Origin of the sequence: Chromobacterium sp. ASV23, assembly GCF_016428945.1 — a bacterium.
Classification (GTDB): domain Bacteria; phylum Pseudomonadota; class Gammaproteobacteria; order Burkholderiales; family Chromobacteriaceae; genus Chromobacterium; species Chromobacterium sinusclupearum.
Map to the genome: position 1 here is coordinate 1 of NZ_JAELTR010000054.1, position 15,414 is coordinate 15,414.

Here is a 15,414-nt window from a genome sequence, read left to right on the forward strand (position 1 = left end):
GCCCAGCACCGAGCCGTTGGGGCCGGGCAGGCCGAGACTCTGGTAATCGTAGCCGCGCACGCTGTTGGCGCCGCCGGCGCGGAACAGCAGGGCCGACGGCACTTGCGCGCCCTCCTTGGCCCAGACCTGGCCCAGCTCCAGCCGGCCGACGAAGGTGCCGTACTTGGGGAACGGCGACCAGTAGCCCACCGCCCGGCCGTAGCCGCGCACGATGGAAGTGGACGAACCCAGCAGACCCAACGAGCCGGACACCCGCGCATCCAGCAGATAGCCGCTGCGCGGCCGCATCAGGTCGTCCACCGCGCGCTGGGTCCAGCCATACACCAGCTGGGTGACGTGGGTGTCGCGCGAGGAAACGCCGCCGGCCTCCTCGCTTTCCTTCAGGAACTCCACGCCCATGCGCGATTCGATATTGCCGCGGCTGCGCACGCGCCAGGCGCCGGCATCGATGGTATCGGTCTTCAATCCCTGGATGTTTTCTGACTTGAAGGAACTGGTGATGGAGTGGGAGTAGCCGTCGCGCTCGCGCGGGAAGCCCAGGCCAAAGCTGACCGACTGCTGGTCTCGCTTCCAGTCGATCAGCATCGAGCCGGTATAGCCGCGCCTGAAAATATTGTAATGGTCGTAGCCGACGCGGACGCCGGGACCGACGTCGGAGTCATAGGTCAGGCCCAGCTCCGCCTTCTGCCGCGGCAACTCCACCAGATCGACATTGACCGGCACTTTGTCGTCGACGATGTGGTCGAAATCCGCGCTGACGATCACCGAGGAAAACTGCGGCGACTGCTCCAGCGCCGCCTGATACGCCAGCAGCTTGTCCTGGGTGTAAGGCGAGCCATTGTTGAAGTCCGCCTGACCCACCACCAGCTTCCACGGATAGCGCTGCAAGCCGTTGACCTTGATCCGGCCAAAGCGGATCAGCGGGCCGCTGTCCACCGTCACTTCCAGCACGGCGCTGTCGGTGGCCGGGTCGATCTTCGCCTCGCTCTTGACGATGCGCGCCCTGGGAAAGCGGTCGGCCTGCACCTTGCGCAGAATGGCGCGCTTGCTGGCGTCCCAGTCATCCTGACGATAGGGCGCGCCCAGCGGCAAGGACCACGCTTCCAGCACTTGGGCAAAACGTTGCTGATAATCGTCCTGCTGGCGGATGGCGCCATCCAGCCGGATGGTCAGGTCGGTGATCTGCGCCGGCTTGCCCGGCGCCACCTTGACCACGATGCGGTTGCCCTCTTGCAGGGTAGCCTCGACATTGGCGTGGAAATAGCCCTCAGTCTCCAGCAGCTTCTTCGCCTCGTCCGGCGTGCCCTTGACCAGTTGCTCCAGCCAGGCCTGGTCGATATCCGGGTCCTTCTGGCTGGTCAGCAGTTCCAGATTGTCGCGCAGCAAGGGCGTCAGATTGCCCGGCGCCTGAATATCCACGGTGTAGTCCAAGGCGGCAAAGGCCGGCGCGGCCAGCAAGGCGGCGGCCAAAGCCAACGGCCGCCCGCTGCGCAGGCAGCGGCGGCTCAATCGGTTTAGCCAATCTGAGTGAAAAAAAACGCTCGGCATGGTCGGATTCGTAGGGGGATGCAGCATGGTAACGGATGTCACCAAGGCTGGCGACCAGTAAACGCTTGTAAACAAAACCTATCAGACATGCGCCTAAGGCGGGTAGTTCATTGTCGACCCAAAATGCCAAATAGCTTAAATTGCAGGCATATTCATGCCTGCCCCGCTATGCCAAGAGCTAGCCGCATGCGCCAGCCGGAAATGCGGTTTCCGGTGGATTACTCAATGAATCGCCCATTCGGAGAAATTCATGCCGTCTGCAATCCCCTCCCGCACATCGGTCAAACTGATCATGCCCAACGCCGAAAAACTGCCTGGTCTGATCGGGGCATTGCAACGCGGCTGGACGCCGGACGATGATCACGACCCCGTCGCCGCCGGACGAATGCTGGCCGCCATCGCCCGCGATCCCGCCGCCTATATTGCTTCCCTGGGCAATCCGCAAGGCGGCGGCCAAGCGGTTGTGCTGGAAGACGGCCGCGCCGTACCGCGGCTACCCTGGCTGCGCTACTGGATCATCGACGCGCAAAACCAATATGCCGGCGACTTGAACCTGCGCTGGCAGCACGGCACCTCGGCGCTGCCGCCTTACTGCCTGGGCCATGTCGGGTATGCCGTGGTGCCCTGGAAACGCGGCGCGGGCCTCGCCGCCGCGGCGCTGCGCGAGCTGGCGCCTATCGCCCGCGATCTGGGCCTGGAATGGCTGGACATCGCCATGGCCAGAGACAATGCCGCGTCCATCCGCGCCGCGGAAAACGCCGGCGCCAAGCGGGTCCGACCATTCAATGCCGGCCCGGAATACGGCAATGTGGAAGCCTGGTTGTACCGGCTGCCGCTCGACGCCCATCCCGCATGCGGCGATAAAAGGCTTTGATGAGATTTTGATGCGTCCGGCCGCTTTTTATGCGCGAAATTGATTTCGCCATCGCTACAGTTCGAAACGTGGATAGCACCCATCAACCGATCTGGAGCGATAACATCATGACCGCGATGATGAACGATCACAGCCTGCCGGCAGAACCGGAGCCTGGAAGCCGTAGCCGACTGCTGCATTTCCTGACTCATGAGCGCCGCTGCTGGCGCCGCCTGGCCTACTGGCTGAAGCAGTTCCAAACCGAAGCCGGCGCCCCGCCGCGCTGTTATGCCTGGCGCCGCGCGCCGGAAAATGATTATCCCGAAGACCACGAAGATCTGCTGTTGCACTGACGACGCCGCAGGAGCGGCGCCCGCCGGCAACGGCTCCCGCTGATCCTGCGCTCACTGTTCAAACCTGCAATAGCAACGGCAAGTCCGCCATCTGCGCAAACGCGCTCGCCGCTCCCGCCTCGATCAACCGACTAGCCGGCATCAGCGCCGCATAAGCCCACACCGTCATTCCCGCAGCCACGCCGGCGCGCACGCCGGTAGGCGTATCCTCGACCACCAGGCAACGGGCAGGATCGACATCCAGACTGCGCGCCGCATGCAGAAACACGTCCGGCGCCGGCTTGGGCTCGGCCACCTCCTGCGCGCTGAACATCCGGCCGGCAAAACGCGGCAATAAACCCGTCAGCCCCAGCGTGGCGCGCATCTTGTCATGGCTGCCGTTGGACGCCACGCAGTACGGCAAACACAGGGCCTCCAGCATCTGCGGCACGCCGGCCACCACGTTCAACTCCGCTTCCAGCGCGGCCTGGCAGCGACGGCGGTATTCCGCCTCAAACCCTGGCGGCGGCGCCTGGCCCAGCCTTTCCGCAACCTGCTTCAGGCATTGCGCCATGGACAGGCCGACGAAGTGGCTGAACATATCGTCCAGCGTCACCGGCAAACCCAGCTCATTGAGCATGCGGGCGAACACGGCATTGGTCACGCGCTCGCTGTCCACCAGCACGCCGTCGCAGTCGAAAATAATCAGGTCAAATCGAGACATCCGCGGCTCCTCGCAAAGCCATATTATGCCATTGATATTTCGCATCCAGGCAAACCAGCCCGCGTCAGGCGCAAGCGCCGGCCATTCCAGGCTCGCCGCGGCGGATACGTATTTGTCCTTATCAAAACCATCTATTCTGAAGCAGAGCCGGCGTCCGCCAGTCCCTAGAAGCGACGCTTGTCCATCCTCCCATTCCACTGCGGCGAAGCAAGCATGTTTGACAGAAACGACAAAGGCATTCTGCTGAAGGCCATCATGGTTGCCGCGCCCATCCTGTTGTGCATGGGCCTGCTGCCGGTCTTGTCCTTCTATATCGAAAAGCTGGAAGAGGACGGCAGGGCGGAGATTGTGGAATACATCGCCATTGCCCAGGCGGCCATGGCAGTGAAGTTTGACGCAGCGGACCTGAACGGCTGGCAAAACGGCTACGCGCTGGACATCGTCCGCCACGTGGCAGGCGCAAGCAGCAACGACTCGATGAGCCGGTCGGAGTTTCTACGCTCCGCCGACAACTTCAACCGAGACCTCGGCAAGCTGCGCGCGATGCACCTCGCCAATGACCAACGCAGCCAGCTCAATAGCGTGCAGGAAGATTTCAACCGCTTCATGGCCCTGGATCGCAAGATCATCGCCTTGTACCGCGCCCCGGATGCCGCTTCGCAGGACAAGGCATCGAACCTGGTCATGAACGAGGAAATCCGCATCTTCAATCACATCTCGGAAAGCGCCAACACGCTGGCGGTATCGATCACCCTGGGCCTGATGAAGAAAGTGGTGCAATCCAATTCCTACGGCATCGTCGCCCGCTGGATGATGCTGGTGATGTGGATCATCGCCAGCGCCATGGGCTTTTTGCTGGTCCGGCTGCTGCACAAGTGGCTAAGCCAGATGCGCAGCCTGATGCAGAAGCTGGAGTCGCTGGCCGGCACCGACGAGTTGACCCAGCTGCCCAACCGCCGCACCTGGGACTTGCAAATAGAAATGATGCTGGCCACGGCCCGACGCTACCGCCAGCCCCTCGCCATCGCGCTGTTCGATCTGGACCACTTCAAGCAATTCAACGATACCTATGGCCACCCCGAGGGCGACCGGCTATTGCGGGAAGCGTCCTTGCTGATCAAATCGCGCATGCGGCAATCGGACCTGTTCGCTCGCTTTGGCGGCGAGGAATTCGTGCTGGCCTTGATGGACTGCGACCTGCCGCAGGCCGTGATCCGCATTGAATCGCTGCGCCGCAACCTGCCGGACCAGCAGACGTTCTCCGTCGGCGTCACGCTGTGGCTGGAGGACGAGCGGATACACAGCACACTGGCCCGCGCGGACAAGGCGCTATACCTGGCCAAGAATGGCGGACGGGACCGGGTGGTGAGCATTCCGCCGCCCGAACCGGGCCGCGCGGAAAACTAAGCGCACGTTCACGATCTTTGGCTTTTGAACTTGGCTGGCGACAAATGCACGTTTGCCCTGCGTCGCTGAACTGGCGGAGGCCGGCGGGAAACCGCGGGGCAAGCTTGCAGGGTGGGCGGGAGGCCTGGACGCGTTGCAGCGCCCAAGCCATATTCCCTCCCCGCAAGCCGGGCTGCCCGCCTATGAAACGATTATCCGCAGGACGCCTTCTCTTCTCTTCTCTATTTCATTCGACGAGGCAAAAGAAACGGACCCGACTCCGCTTAGTCCAGCGTTACCACGATTTTCCCGCCGGCGGCTTGCTCATCCAGCAGCCGATGCGCAGCCTGAATGTGTTCGAAAGGAAACACGCTAGCAGGCTTGGCCGGAATGTCGCCGCTTTCCGCCCACTCGATGATTTGCTGAAACGGAATCTCGCCAAGCGGATATTCCGCGCCGCCAAAAACCAGGGCGCTGGCGAAGAAGCTCAGATGGCGGCCGCTAGGCAAGTGGGCCATGGGATCGAATGCGGCAATCGGCTCATGCCCGCCTAAAAAGCCCGCCACGCACACGCGGCCATTCCGCTTGGCCAAACGCAGCGAATCCAGCATGGTGGACGTGCCGACCAGATCCAGCACCTTGTCCACGCCTTGGGCCTTGGCATCCGCCATCTGGCTGGATAGCGAAGGCGATTCCACCCAAGCCTCATCCGCGCCCAAGCGGCGCGCGGCTTCGAGCCTGGATGCCTGCCTGACGGTGGCGATGACGCTGGCGCCGCGCTGCTTTGCCAGCGCAAGCGCAGCCTGCCCCAGCGCGGAGAGCGCTCCGCGGATCAGCAGCGTGTCGCCCTCTTGCAGCGCCAGATTGTCATGCAAGCATGTCCAGGCAGTGGCGTACGATTCGGGCAAGGCCGCCAATTCGGCCCAGCTCAGCGAAGTCTGGATCGGCACGACATTGCTGGCCGGCACGCAAACCCATTCCGCATAGCTGCCATTGCGGCTGCGTCCCATGCCGCCCATCAAGGCGATCACCGCCTGGCCTTCTCTCAGCCGCCCGCTGGGGTCATGCTCCACCTCCCCCGCGCACTCAATGCCGGAAATGGCGGCAACCTCGCCCCATACGCCTTGGCGGAAATACTGTTCCGCACGGTTCAGGCCGAAGGCGCACACCCTCACCAACACTTCGCCGTTTGCGGCGATAGGCTTGGGGACATCCTGAATCCGCAATTGTTCCGGTCCGCCGTATTGCTGTCTCACGATGGCGCGCATCATGTCTGCTCCTCTGTGTTCAATGGATAGTGAGGGCAGTCTAGCGAGGCCTTTGTTTTATAAAAATTTAAAAGATTGGCAAAAGAATGTAAGATTTAATAACAATGGATTTTACCCTACATGAACTCGCGTGCCTGGATGCGGTGCTGAGCGAGGGCAGTTTTCAGGCGGCTGCGCAGAAACTGCATCGCAGCCACCCCGCCATACATACTGCCATCAAGAATCTGGAACAGCGTGTCGGCCTGGTTTTGCTGGATCGGTCCCACTATCGCGTCCGGCTGACGCCGGCCGGCGAGGCTTTTCATCGGCAAGCGCAGGCGCTGTTGCGTCAAGCCGCCGGCTTGAATGCGATATGCGAGCAGCTGCAGCGAGGCGAGGAAACCGACCTGCGCGTGGTCATCGGCGATTTGACCCCGACGACGGAGGCCTTGAGCCTGCTGAAGCGTTTTTTCCAGAACTGGCCGCGCACCCGGCTGCATTTGCACTTCGAGGTGATTGGCGGACCGTGGGAGCGTTTGCTGGCAGAAGAAGCGGACCTGATCCTGCACCATATCGACAAATCCGATACCCGCTTTGAATGGAGCGATCTGTTTCCGGTGGACGTGGTGCCGGTGATCGCGCCCAGCTTGCTGGCGGGCCGAACGCCTGCCGAGATGAGTCCGGACGCGATGCGCGAACTCGTTCAAGTGATCATCCGGGACTCCGCCCGCGCGCCGGGCAGGGATTACTTTCTGATCAAGGATGCCGCCAACTGGACCGTGGCGGACCAGCATACCAAGAAGGGCCTGATTCTGGAGGGCATGGGATGGGGCCATATGCCGCTGCATCTGGTGCGCGATGAGCTGGCCAGCGGGGCCTTGCTGTCGCTGGAAGGACGCCATTTCCATCGCAGCCGTTTGGACATCGTCGCGGCAAGGCTCAGCAGCCGCGCCCCAGGGCCGGTGGCAGCCGCCTTATGGGATTATCTGTCGAACGCGCAAAGCCAGTGAGGGGGCATTCATCCCCGTATCCTTTGGACCATTATCCGTTCGGCCCCACGCAATCGGCTTACCACATCATTCAAACAGATAACATGTAGGCACCGCAGCCATCATCCCGGCCAAATGCTCCAGTGATGAAATCTGCCGATACGCCATTTCCTCCCCCTCTGGCCAAGCGTGAAAACCGCTCAGCCAAACCGGCGTCATGCCCGCGCGCGACGCGCCCAATACATCGTTGAATGGGTTGTCGCCCACATACCAGCATGCCCCCAGCGGCACGCCGAGGGCTTCAGCCGCCAGCCGGAAAATCGCCGCATCCGGCTTGCTCGCGCCGGCGGACTCCGAGCTGACGGTCAGTTCAATGGCCGATGCGAACGGCAAGCATGCTACTTTCTCCAGCCGGGTCCGATGGCTGCCGTTGGAGATCACGCCCACACGCACGCCCTGCGCCGAGAGCGCCGCCACGGCCTCCGCCGCGCCCGGCATCGCCGCTGTACAAATGGCGTTGTAGCGCTCCCAGTGCCGCAACAGCCCTTCCGGCTCCTGAGCCTGCCTCCAATCCATTTCCGTCAACAAACCATGGGAAACCGCTTGTTTGATCGTTTTGAAGGACGAGTCGGCTGGCAAATAGCCACCATTGTCGTAACGCTTGATCACCGCTGCGACATTCCCCTCGCCGCCGCTGCCGATTGCGTGGCCAAAGTCCCGCCAGAATTGGCTGGCATAGAGATCTATGCTTCTGTCCCTATGCACCAGGGTGTTGTCCAGATCGAAGAAAACGGCTTTTGGAAACCTCATTGTTAAGGTCCTGCGCCTTGGATTAACGATTGAAATCCATTCGCCCCAAGCCAGGGGCGCCAAAACCATGGCTTATCGCGTGAGGAAATGCGGCTCAAGCGCGTAGGGTGCGTCACCCCAAAGGGGCGACGCGCCGTTCATCCAACCAGTCATGCGCATAAAAACACGGTGTAGCACGGGCAAAACGCCCCCTCGCTTTAGCCTCAGTCTTTCAGGCGCAAGGTCCAGTCGCGCAGCGCTGCCAGCTGTTGCGCCACCAGGCCTTGCAGACGCTCATCGGTCAGGTTGCCGTCGCCATCAAATGCACCCGCAAAGGCGTTGGCAAAGACTTCCGGCTTGTTCAGCGGGTGCAGGTCGAGAAACACGCAGGTCTGCCGAAGATGGTACTGGGCACGCGAGGTGCCCATGCCGCCGCCAGCCCCCATAATGGCGACCGGTTTGCCCGCCAGCAGCTTGTTTTCCGGCTCTCGCGACGCCCAATCCAGCGCGTTTTTCAGTGCCGGCGCCATGGAATAGTTATATTCCGGGCAGGCCAGCAGCAAGGCGTCGGCTTCGCCGATCTGCTCCAGCAGACGCGCAACCGCCGCCGGTTTGCTGCTCAGGTCGGCATTGTAAAACGGCACCTCGGACAAATCGGCAATCTGCAGTTCCATGCCAGCCGGAAGGCGGCTGGTTGCATAGCGCAGCAGCCCCATATTGGAGGAAGCGCGGCGCAGGCTGCCGCAAATACCCAGTACTTTGATCGTGCTCACGGTGGATCCTTTTGGGATAGAACAACGCCATTGTAGGAGGCATCGGACGCGCTGTCAGCGCGTAGGGTGCGTCACCCGACAAAACAAAAAGGGCAAGCCCCAAGGCTTGCCCTTTCTTCGTCTGATGGCGATCAATCAACCGCCGACCAAACCTTACTTCTTGCGCTGCGGCGGCAGGTCCGTGCAGGTGCCGTGCGCCACTTCCGCGGCCATGCCGATGGACTCGCCCATGGTCGGGTGCGGGTGGATGGTCTTGCCGATGTCGGTCGCGTCGCAACCCATCTCGATGGCCAGGCACACTTCGCCTATCATGTCGCCAGCGTGCGGGCCGACGATGCCGCCGCCGATGATCTGGTGGCTTTCGGCGTCGAAGATCAGCTTGGTGAAGCCCTCGTCGCGGCCGTTGGCGATGGCGCGGCCGGAGGCTGCCCACGGGAACACGCCCTTCTCGATCTTCAGGCCTTGCTTCTTGGCTTCGTCTTCGGTCACGCCCACCCAGGCCACTTCCGGATCGGTGTAGGCCACGCCCGGAATCACGCGGGCGTCGAAGTAGGACTTCATGCCGGCGCAGTTTTCCGCCGCCACGTGGCCTTCATGCACGCCCTTGTGCGCCAGCATGGGCTGGCCGACGATGTCGCCGATGGCGAAGATGTGCGGCACGTTGGTGCGCTGCTGCTTGTCCACCTGGATGAAGCCGCGGTCTGTCACGGCGATGCCGGCGTTTTCCGCGCCGATCAGCTTGCCGTTCGGCGCGCGGCCGGTGGCGTACAGCACCAGGTCGTAGCGTTGCGGTTCCTTCGGGGCTTGCGCGCCTTCGAAAGTCACCCACACGCCGTCTTCTTTCGGCTCCACGGCCACAGTCTTGGTGTTCAGCATGATGTTGTCGAAGCGGTGGGCGTTCCACTTCTGCCATACCTTGACCAGGTCGCGGTCGGCGCCTTGCATCAGGCCGTCCATCATTTCCACCACGTCCAGGCGCGCGCCCAGCGTGGAGTAGACGGTGCCCATTTCCAGGCCGATGATGCCGCCGCCGATGATCAGCATGCGGTCGGCCACGCCCTTCAGCTCCAGCGCGCCGGTGGAGTCCACCACGCGCGGATCGTCCGGGATGAACGGCAGCTTCACCACGCGGGAGCCGGCGGCGATGATGGCGTTCTTGAACTTGACGATCTTCTTCTCGCCCGACTCTTCGCGGCCCTTGCCGGTGGTGGCGGCCACTTCGATGTGGTGCGGGTCGATGAAGCGGCCGTTGCCGCGCACGATTTCCACCTTGCGCGCCTTGGCCATGCCGGCGAGGCCGCCGGTCAACTTGGCGATCACTTTTTCCTTGTAGCCGCGCAGCATGTCGATATCGACTTCCGGCTTGCCGAACTTGATGCCGTTGGCGGCCAGGTGGCTCACTTCGTCGATCACCGCGGCGTTGTGCAGCAGGGCCTTGGACGGGATGCAACCCACGTTCAGGCACACGCCGCCCAGCGTGGAATAACGCTCGACGATGACGACCTTCAGGCCCAGGTCTGCCGCGCGGAAGGCGGCGGAGTAACCGCCGGGACCGCCGCCCAGCACCATCACGTCGCACTCGATGTCGGCGCCGCCGCTATGGCTGGCGGCGATCGGCGCGGCTTGCGGCGCGAAGCCGGCTTGGGTGGTGGCGGAAGCCACACCCACGGTTTCCACCGGCTTCACTTCAGCCGGCGCGGCTGCGGCAGCGGCGCCCGCTTCCAGCACCACGATCAGGTCGCCTTCGGAGACCTTGCTGCCCACGGCAACGCGCACTTCCTTGACGGTGCCTGCAGCTTCGGCCGGCACTTCCATGGTGGCTTTGTCGGTTTCCAGCGTGATCAGGCTGGCTTCTTTTTCGATCACATCGCCCGGCTTGACGAACACTTCGATCACGTCCACGTTGCTGTGGCCGCCGATGTCCGGGACTTTCAATTCGATCAGATTGCTCATGGTTTTCCATCCGCAATATTGGGAGGCCGGCGCGGGGCCGGCCGCCTCGAGTCTGGGCTTGATTCCGTAGGGCGGAAGCCCGCCAAGCGGGCGTTCCGCCTATATCCTGCGACAGAAGGCGGAACGCCCCGAAGGGGCTTCCGCCCTACCATTACAGGATCAGACGGCGCACGTCCGACAGCAGCTTGCCCAGGTGCACGGTGAAGCGCGCGGCGGCCGCGCCGTCGATCACGCGGTGATCGAAGGACAGGCTCAGCGGGCACATCAGGCGCGGCGCGAATTCCTTGCCGTTCCACACCGGCTTGATCTGCGACTTGCAGACGCCGAGGATGGCCACTTCCGGCGCGTTGACGATAGGCGTGAAGCTGGTGCCGCCGATGCCGCCCAGGGACGAGATGGTGAAGGTCGCGCCTTGCATGTCGGTCGGCTTCAGCTTGCCTTCGCGGGCCAGCTTGGACAGGTCGGTCAGCTCCTGCGCGATCTGGCGCAGGCCCTTCTTGTCGGCGTCCTTGATCACCGGCACTACCAGGCCGTTAGGCGTGTCGGCGGCGAAGCCGATGTGGTAGTACTGTTTCAGCACCAGATTGTCGCCGTCCAGCGAGCTGTTGAAGGTCGGGAAGGCCTTCAGCGCTTCGGCGGCGGCCTTGATGATGAAGGCCAGCGGGCTGATCTTCAGGCCGGACTTTTCCCATTCCTTGCCCACGGTCTTGCGGAAGTCTTCCAGTTCGGTGATGTCGCACTCGTCGTTGAAAGTGACGTGCGGAATCATCACCCAGTTGCGCGACAGGTTGGCGCCGGAAATCTTCTGGATGCGGGACAGCGGCTTGGTTTCGATCGGGCCGAACTTGGCGAAGTCCACCTTCGGCCACGGCAGCAGGTCCAGGCCCACGCCGGAGCCTGCCGGCGCGGCGGCCGGGGCCAGCGCGGCCGGACTCTGCATCACGCCCTTGACGAAGGCTTTGACGTCGTCTTCGGTGATGCGGCCCTTGCGGCCATTGCCCTTGACCTTGCCCAGGTCCACGCCCAGCTCGCGCGCCAGACGGCGCACGGACGGACCGGCATGGGCCTTGGAGAAGGCGATTTCGTCGATGGCGGCGGACACGGCAGCGGCGACCGGGGCCACGGCCGGCGCGGCTGCAGGCGCGGCGGCAACCGGAGCCGGAGCGGCCGGAGCGGCTGCCGGAGCCGGCGCAGCGGCAGCAACCGGGGCGGAAGCGGCGACAGCGCCCTCTACCACCACGATCAGGTCGCCTTCGCTGACCTTGTCGCCCACCTTGATCTTCACTTCCACCACCTTGCCGGCGGCGGTGGCCGGCACTTCCATGGTGGCCTTGTCGGTTTCCAGCGTGATCAGGCTGTCGTCAATGGCGATCTGGTCGCCGACTTTTACGGTGACTTCGATCACGTCGACGCCGCTGTGGCCGCCGATGTCCGGCACGCGGATTTCGCTGCGGCCGGAAGCCGCTGCTGCGGCCGGGGCGGCTGCCGGAGCCGCGGCAACAGGAGCCGGGGCCGCAGCAGGCGCGGCCGCGGGAGCAGCAGCCGGGGCCGGAGCGGACGCGGCGGCGCCCACTTCCAGGATGGCGATCACGTCGCCTTCGGAAATCTTGCCGCCCACGGCGACTTTCACTTCCTTGATCACGCCGGCGGCTTCGGCCGGCACTTCCATGGTGGCCTTGTCGGTTTCCAGGGTGATCAGGGAGTCGTCCACGGACACGGTCTGGCCCGGGGCGATGAATACTTCGATGATGTCTACATTGCTGTGCCCGCCGATGTCGGGCACTTTCAGTTCGATCAGATTGCTCATGGTTCTCTATCCGCTGTAGGGCGGGCTGGCCTACGGCCATGCCCGCCTGGGGTGGCGCGGGCATCGCCTGTCGGCGAGCCCGCCCTACATTTGTCTACATCGGAACGCCCAAGCTTCAGCCTGGGCATCCGCCTACGCTGTCGCGCTTAGACCTTCCAGCTCGGCAGCTTGTCGGTCTTGATGCCGTACTTGGCGATGGCCTCGGCCACCTTGGCGCCTTCGATCTTGCCGTCGCGGGCCAGGGCGGACAGGGCGGCCAGCGCCACGTGGTAGCGATCGACTTCGAAGAAGGAGCGCAGGTTGGCGCGGCTATCCGAGCGGCCGAAACCGTCGGTGCCCAGCACGACGTAGCGGCCCGGCACGTAGGCGCGGATCTGGTCGGCGTAGTTGCGGATGTAGTCAGTCGCGGCGATCACCGGGCCATTGCGGCCGGCCAGCTGCTGCTCGACGTAGGAGGAACGGGCCTCGGCGGTCGGGTTCAGCAGGTTGTGGCGCTCGGCTTCCATGCCGTCGCGGCGCAGCTGGTTGAAGGAGGTCACGCTCCAGATGTCGGCGCCGATGCCGAAGTCGGCCTTCAGCAGATCGGCCGCGGCCATCACTTCGCGCAGGATGGTGCCGGAGCCCATCAGCTGAACCTTGACCTTGGCGTCGCCGCCGTCCTGCAGCAGGTACATGCCCTTCAGGATGCCCTCTTCCGCGCCTGCCGGCATGGCCGGGTGGGCGTAGTTTTCGTTCATCAGGGTCAGGTAGTAGAAGACGTCTTCCTGTTCCGCGTACATGCGGCGCAGGCCGTCCTGCACGATCACCGCCAGCTCGTAGGCGAAGGTCGGGTCGTAGCTGATGCAGTTCGGGATCAGGCCGGCCTGGATGTGGCTGTGGCCGTCTTCATGCTGCAGGCCTTCGCCGTTCAGCGTGGTGCGGCCGGCGGTGCCGCCCAGCAGGAAGCCGCGGGCTCGCATGTCGCCTGCCGCCCAGGCCAGGTCGCCGATGCGCTGGAAGCCGAACATCGAGTAGTAGATGTAGAACGGAATCATCGGCTGGCTGCTGTTGGCGTAGCTGGTCGCCGCGGCGATCCAGTCGGCCATGGCGCCCGGCTCGTTGATGCCTTCCTGCAGGATCTGGCCGTCCTTGGATTCCTTGTAGAACATCAGCTGGTCGGCGTCCTGCGGCACGTAGTTCTGACCCTGGGTGGACCAGATGCCGTACTGGCGGAACATGCCTTCCATGCCGAAGGTGCGGGACTCGTCCGGCACGATGGGCACAATGCGCTTGCCGATGTTCTTGTCCTTCAGCAGCGTGCCCAGCATGCGCACGAAGGCCATGGTGGTGGAGTACTCGCGCTCGCCGGACGATTGCAGCTGGCCGTCGAACACGGACAGCGGCGGCACTTCCAGCACGGTATTGACCGGCTTGCGCGCCGGCAGGTAGCCTCCAAGCTGGGCGCGGCGTTCGCGCATGTACTTCATTTCCGGGCTGTCTTCCGGCGGCAGGTAGTACGGCACGTTCGGCAGCTCTTCATCGGACACCGGAATACCGAAGCGGTCGCGGAATTTGCGCAGGCTGTCCAGGTCCATCTTCTTGGCCTGGTGAGCGATGTTCATCGCCTCGCCGGACGCGCCCATGCCGTAACCCTTAATGGTCTTGGCCAGGATCACGGTCGGACGGCCGTTGGCGTTGTGGGTGGCTTCGTGGTAAGCCGCGTACACCTTGTGCGGGTCGTGGCCGCCGCGGTTGAGATTCCAGATCTCTTCGTCGGACATGTTGGCCACCATTTCGCGCAGCTCCGGGTACTTGCCGAAGAAGTGTTCGCGAACGTAAGCGCCGTCCTTGGACTTGAAGGTCTGGTAGTCGCCGTCCACGCACTCGTCCATGCGCTTCTTCAGCAGGCCCTTGGTGTCCATGGCCAGCAGCGGGTCCCAACGGGAGCCCCAGATCACTTTCAGCACGTTCCAGCCGGAACCACGGAAGTCGCCTTCCAGTTCCTGGATGATCTTGCCGTTGCCGCGCACCGGGCCGTCCAGACGCTGCAGGTTGCAGTTGATCACGAACACCAGGTTGTCCAGGCCTTCGCGCGCGGCCATGGCGATGGCGCCCAGCGATTCCGGTTCGTCCATTTCGCCGTCGCCGCAGAAGCACCACACCTTGCGGCCGTGGGTCTTGGCCAGGCCGCGGCTTTCCAGGTACTTCAGGAAGCGGGCTTGGTAGATGGCCATCAGCGGGCCCAGGCCCATGGAAACGGTCGGGAACTGCCAGAAGTCCTTCATCAGCCACGGGTGCGGATACGAGGACAGGCCCTTGCCGTCCACTTCCTGGCGGAAGCTATCCATTTGCTCGGCGGTCAGGCGGCCTTCCATGAAGGCGCGGGCGTACACGCCCGGCGCGATGTGGCCTTGGAAATAGATCAGATCGCCGTCTTGCTCGTCGTTCTGGGCGCGCCAGAAGTGGTTGAAGCCGACGTCGTACAGCGTGGCGGAGGATTGGAAGGAAGCGATGTGGCCGCCCAGCTCCAGATCCTTCTTGCCGGCGCGCAGCACCATGGCGGCGGCGTTCCAGCGGTTGATCGAGCGGATGCGATGCTCCATCTCGTGGTTGCCCGGCGACTTGACTTCTTTGCCGACCGGGATGGTGTTCTGATACGCGGTGGTAGCGTCGAACGGCAGGTGGGCACCGCGACGGCGGGTGCGCTCGACCATTTTTTCCAGCAGGAAGTGCGCGCGTTCTGCGCCTTCGTTGTCCAGCACCGATTCCAGCGCTTCAGTCCACTCCTGGGTTTCCAACGGATCGATATCGTCAGGGAAAGTTGCAGCCATCTCTGGTCCTCACAGCGGGTGACATCGGGGACCGCGTCGTGGTGCCGGCCCCGCGTTTATGCAATCGGCTCGAAACCGAGCCAATTATTTGATTTGCGATTATAAACGAACAGATTCGCAAATAAAAATGTTCATTTGCGAATTGATATTGCGAGACTACGCCAGTGTACGACTGGTTACATTCGTAAAGGAATAGGCGTAAC

Annotated in this window: 12 protein-coding genes; 4 read left to right on the top strand and 8 right to left on the bottom strand. The window is 63.3% G+C overall.

What is annotated here, in order from left to right; all coding sequences use genetic code 11:
- Window positions 1-1,509, bottom strand: a 1,509-nt coding sequence (locus JHD59_RS17715; protein WP_233164362.1) for an autotransporter assembly complex family protein, incomplete at its 3' end; no start/stop codon positions are given.
- Between the two features lie 289 nt (window positions 1,510-1,798).
- Between JHD59_RS17715 and JHD59_RS17720 the strand changes: the two genes are divergently transcribed.
- Entirely contained in the window at window positions 1,799-2,422 is a 624-nt protein-coding gene (locus JHD59_RS17720) for a GNAT family N-acetyltransferase (protein ID WP_199155200.1), read from the top strand.
- Between the two features lie 107 nt (window positions 2,423-2,529).
- Entirely contained in the window at window positions 2,530-2,754 is a 225-nt protein-coding gene (locus tag JHD59_RS17725) for a hypothetical protein (protein WP_199155201.1), read from the top strand.
- Window positions 2,755-2,812: 58 nt separating this feature from the next.
- On the opposite strand, the gene JHD59_RS17730 is transcribed toward JHD59_RS17725, so the two are convergent.
- On the bottom strand, window positions 2,813-3,457 hold the full coding sequence (locus JHD59_RS17730; RefSeq protein ID WP_199155202.1) for an HAD family phosphatase: 645 nt from the start codon (window positions 3,455-3,457) through the stop codon (window positions 2,813-2,815).
- Window positions 3,458-3,670: 213 nt separating this feature from the next.
- Between JHD59_RS17730 and JHD59_RS17735 the strand changes: the two genes are divergently transcribed.
- Entirely contained in the window at window positions 3,671-4,864 is a 1,194-nt protein-coding gene (locus tag JHD59_RS17735; RefSeq protein ID WP_199155203.1) for a GGDEF domain-containing protein, read from the top strand.
- A gap of 263 nt (window positions 4,865-5,127) precedes the next feature.
- On the opposite strand, the gene JHD59_RS17740 is transcribed toward JHD59_RS17735, so the two are convergent.
- A complete protein-coding gene (locus JHD59_RS17740; protein WP_199155204.1) occupies window positions 5,128-6,114 on the bottom strand; it encodes a zinc-binding dehydrogenase in 987 nt (328 codons plus the stop codon).
- A 101-nt stretch (window positions 6,115-6,215) separates the two neighbouring features.
- Between JHD59_RS17740 and JHD59_RS17745 the strand changes: the two genes are divergently transcribed.
- Window positions 6,216-7,100, top strand: coding sequence for a LysR family transcriptional regulator (locus JHD59_RS17745; RefSeq protein ID WP_199155205.1), 885 nt, complete (start codon window positions 6,216-6,218; stop codon window positions 7,098-7,100).
- A 66-nt stretch (window positions 7,101-7,166) separates the two neighbouring features.
- Here JHD59_RS17745 and JHD59_RS17750 read toward each other — a convergent pair whose 3' ends face one another.
- From JHD59_RS17750 to aceE, 5 genes are all read right to left on the bottom strand, one after another.
- Entirely contained in the window at window positions 7,167-7,958 is a 792-nt protein-coding gene (locus tag JHD59_RS17750; RefSeq protein WP_199155206.1) for an HAD family hydrolase, read from the bottom strand.
- Between the two features lie 134 nt (window positions 7,959-8,092).
- A complete protein-coding gene (locus tag JHD59_RS17755; RefSeq protein WP_199155207.1) occupies window positions 8,093-8,641 on the bottom strand; it encodes an NADPH-dependent FMN reductase in 549 nt (182 codons plus the stop codon).
- Window positions 8,642-8,794: 153 nt separating this feature from the next.
- Window positions 8,795-10,594 (bottom strand): dihydrolipoyl dehydrogenase, encoded by a 1,800-nt coding sequence (lpdA, locus tag JHD59_RS17760; protein ID WP_199155208.1) that lies wholly within the window; start codon window positions 10,592-10,594, stop codon window positions 8,795-8,797.
- A gap of 151 nt (window positions 10,595-10,745) precedes the next feature.
- Window positions 10,746-12,401, bottom strand: coding sequence for a dihydrolipoyllysine-residue acetyltransferase (gene aceF, locus JHD59_RS17765; protein ID WP_199155209.1), 1,656 nt, complete (start codon window positions 12,399-12,401; stop codon window positions 10,746-10,748).
- Window positions 12,402-12,547: 146 nt separating this feature from the next.
- Entirely contained in the window at window positions 12,548-15,211 is a 2,664-nt protein-coding gene (gene aceE, locus JHD59_RS17770) for a pyruvate dehydrogenase (acetyl-transferring), homodimeric type (protein ID WP_199155210.1), read from the bottom strand.
- Window positions 15,212-15,414 lie beyond the last annotated feature (203 nt).

What these genes read in the sequence shown, in the direction of transcription:
- JHD59_RS17720 (WP_199155200.1), top strand. Translation starts at nt 1,799, where the DNA reads ATGCCGTCTGCAATCCCCTCCCGCACATCGGTCAAACTGATCATGCCC.
- JHD59_RS17725 (WP_199155201.1), top strand. Translation starts at nt 2,530, where the DNA reads ATGACCGCGATGATGAACGATCACAGCCTGCCGGCAGAACCGGAGCCT.
- JHD59_RS17730 (WP_199155202.1), bottom strand. Translation starts at nt 3,457, where the DNA reads ATGTCTCGATTTGACCTGATTATTTTCGACTGCGACGGCGTGCTGGTG.
- JHD59_RS17735 (WP_199155203.1), top strand. Translation starts at nt 3,671, where the DNA reads ATGTTTGACAGAAACGACAAAGGCATTCTGCTGAAGGCCATCATGGTT.
- JHD59_RS17740 (WP_199155204.1), bottom strand. Translation starts at nt 6,114, where the DNA reads ATGATGCGCGCCATCGTGAGACAGCAATACGGCGGACCGGAACAATTG.
- JHD59_RS17745 (WP_199155205.1), top strand. Translation starts at nt 6,216, where the DNA reads ATGGATTTTACCCTACATGAACTCGCGTGCCTGGATGCGGTGCTGAGC.
- JHD59_RS17750 (WP_199155206.1), bottom strand. Translation starts at nt 7,958, where the DNA reads ATGGTTTTGGCGCCCCTGGCTTGGGGCGAATGGATTTCAATCGTTAAT.
- lpdA (WP_199155208.1), bottom strand. Translation starts at nt 10,594, where the DNA reads ATGAGCAATCTGATCGAATTGAAAGTCCCGGACATCGGCGGCCACAGC.
- aceF (WP_199155209.1), bottom strand. Translation starts at nt 12,401, where the DNA reads ATGAGCAATCTGATCGAACTGAAAGTGCCCGACATCGGCGGGCACAGC.
- aceE (WP_199155210.1), bottom strand. Translation starts at nt 15,211, where the DNA reads ATGGCTGCAACTTTCCCTGACGATATCGATCCGTTGGAAACCCAGGAG.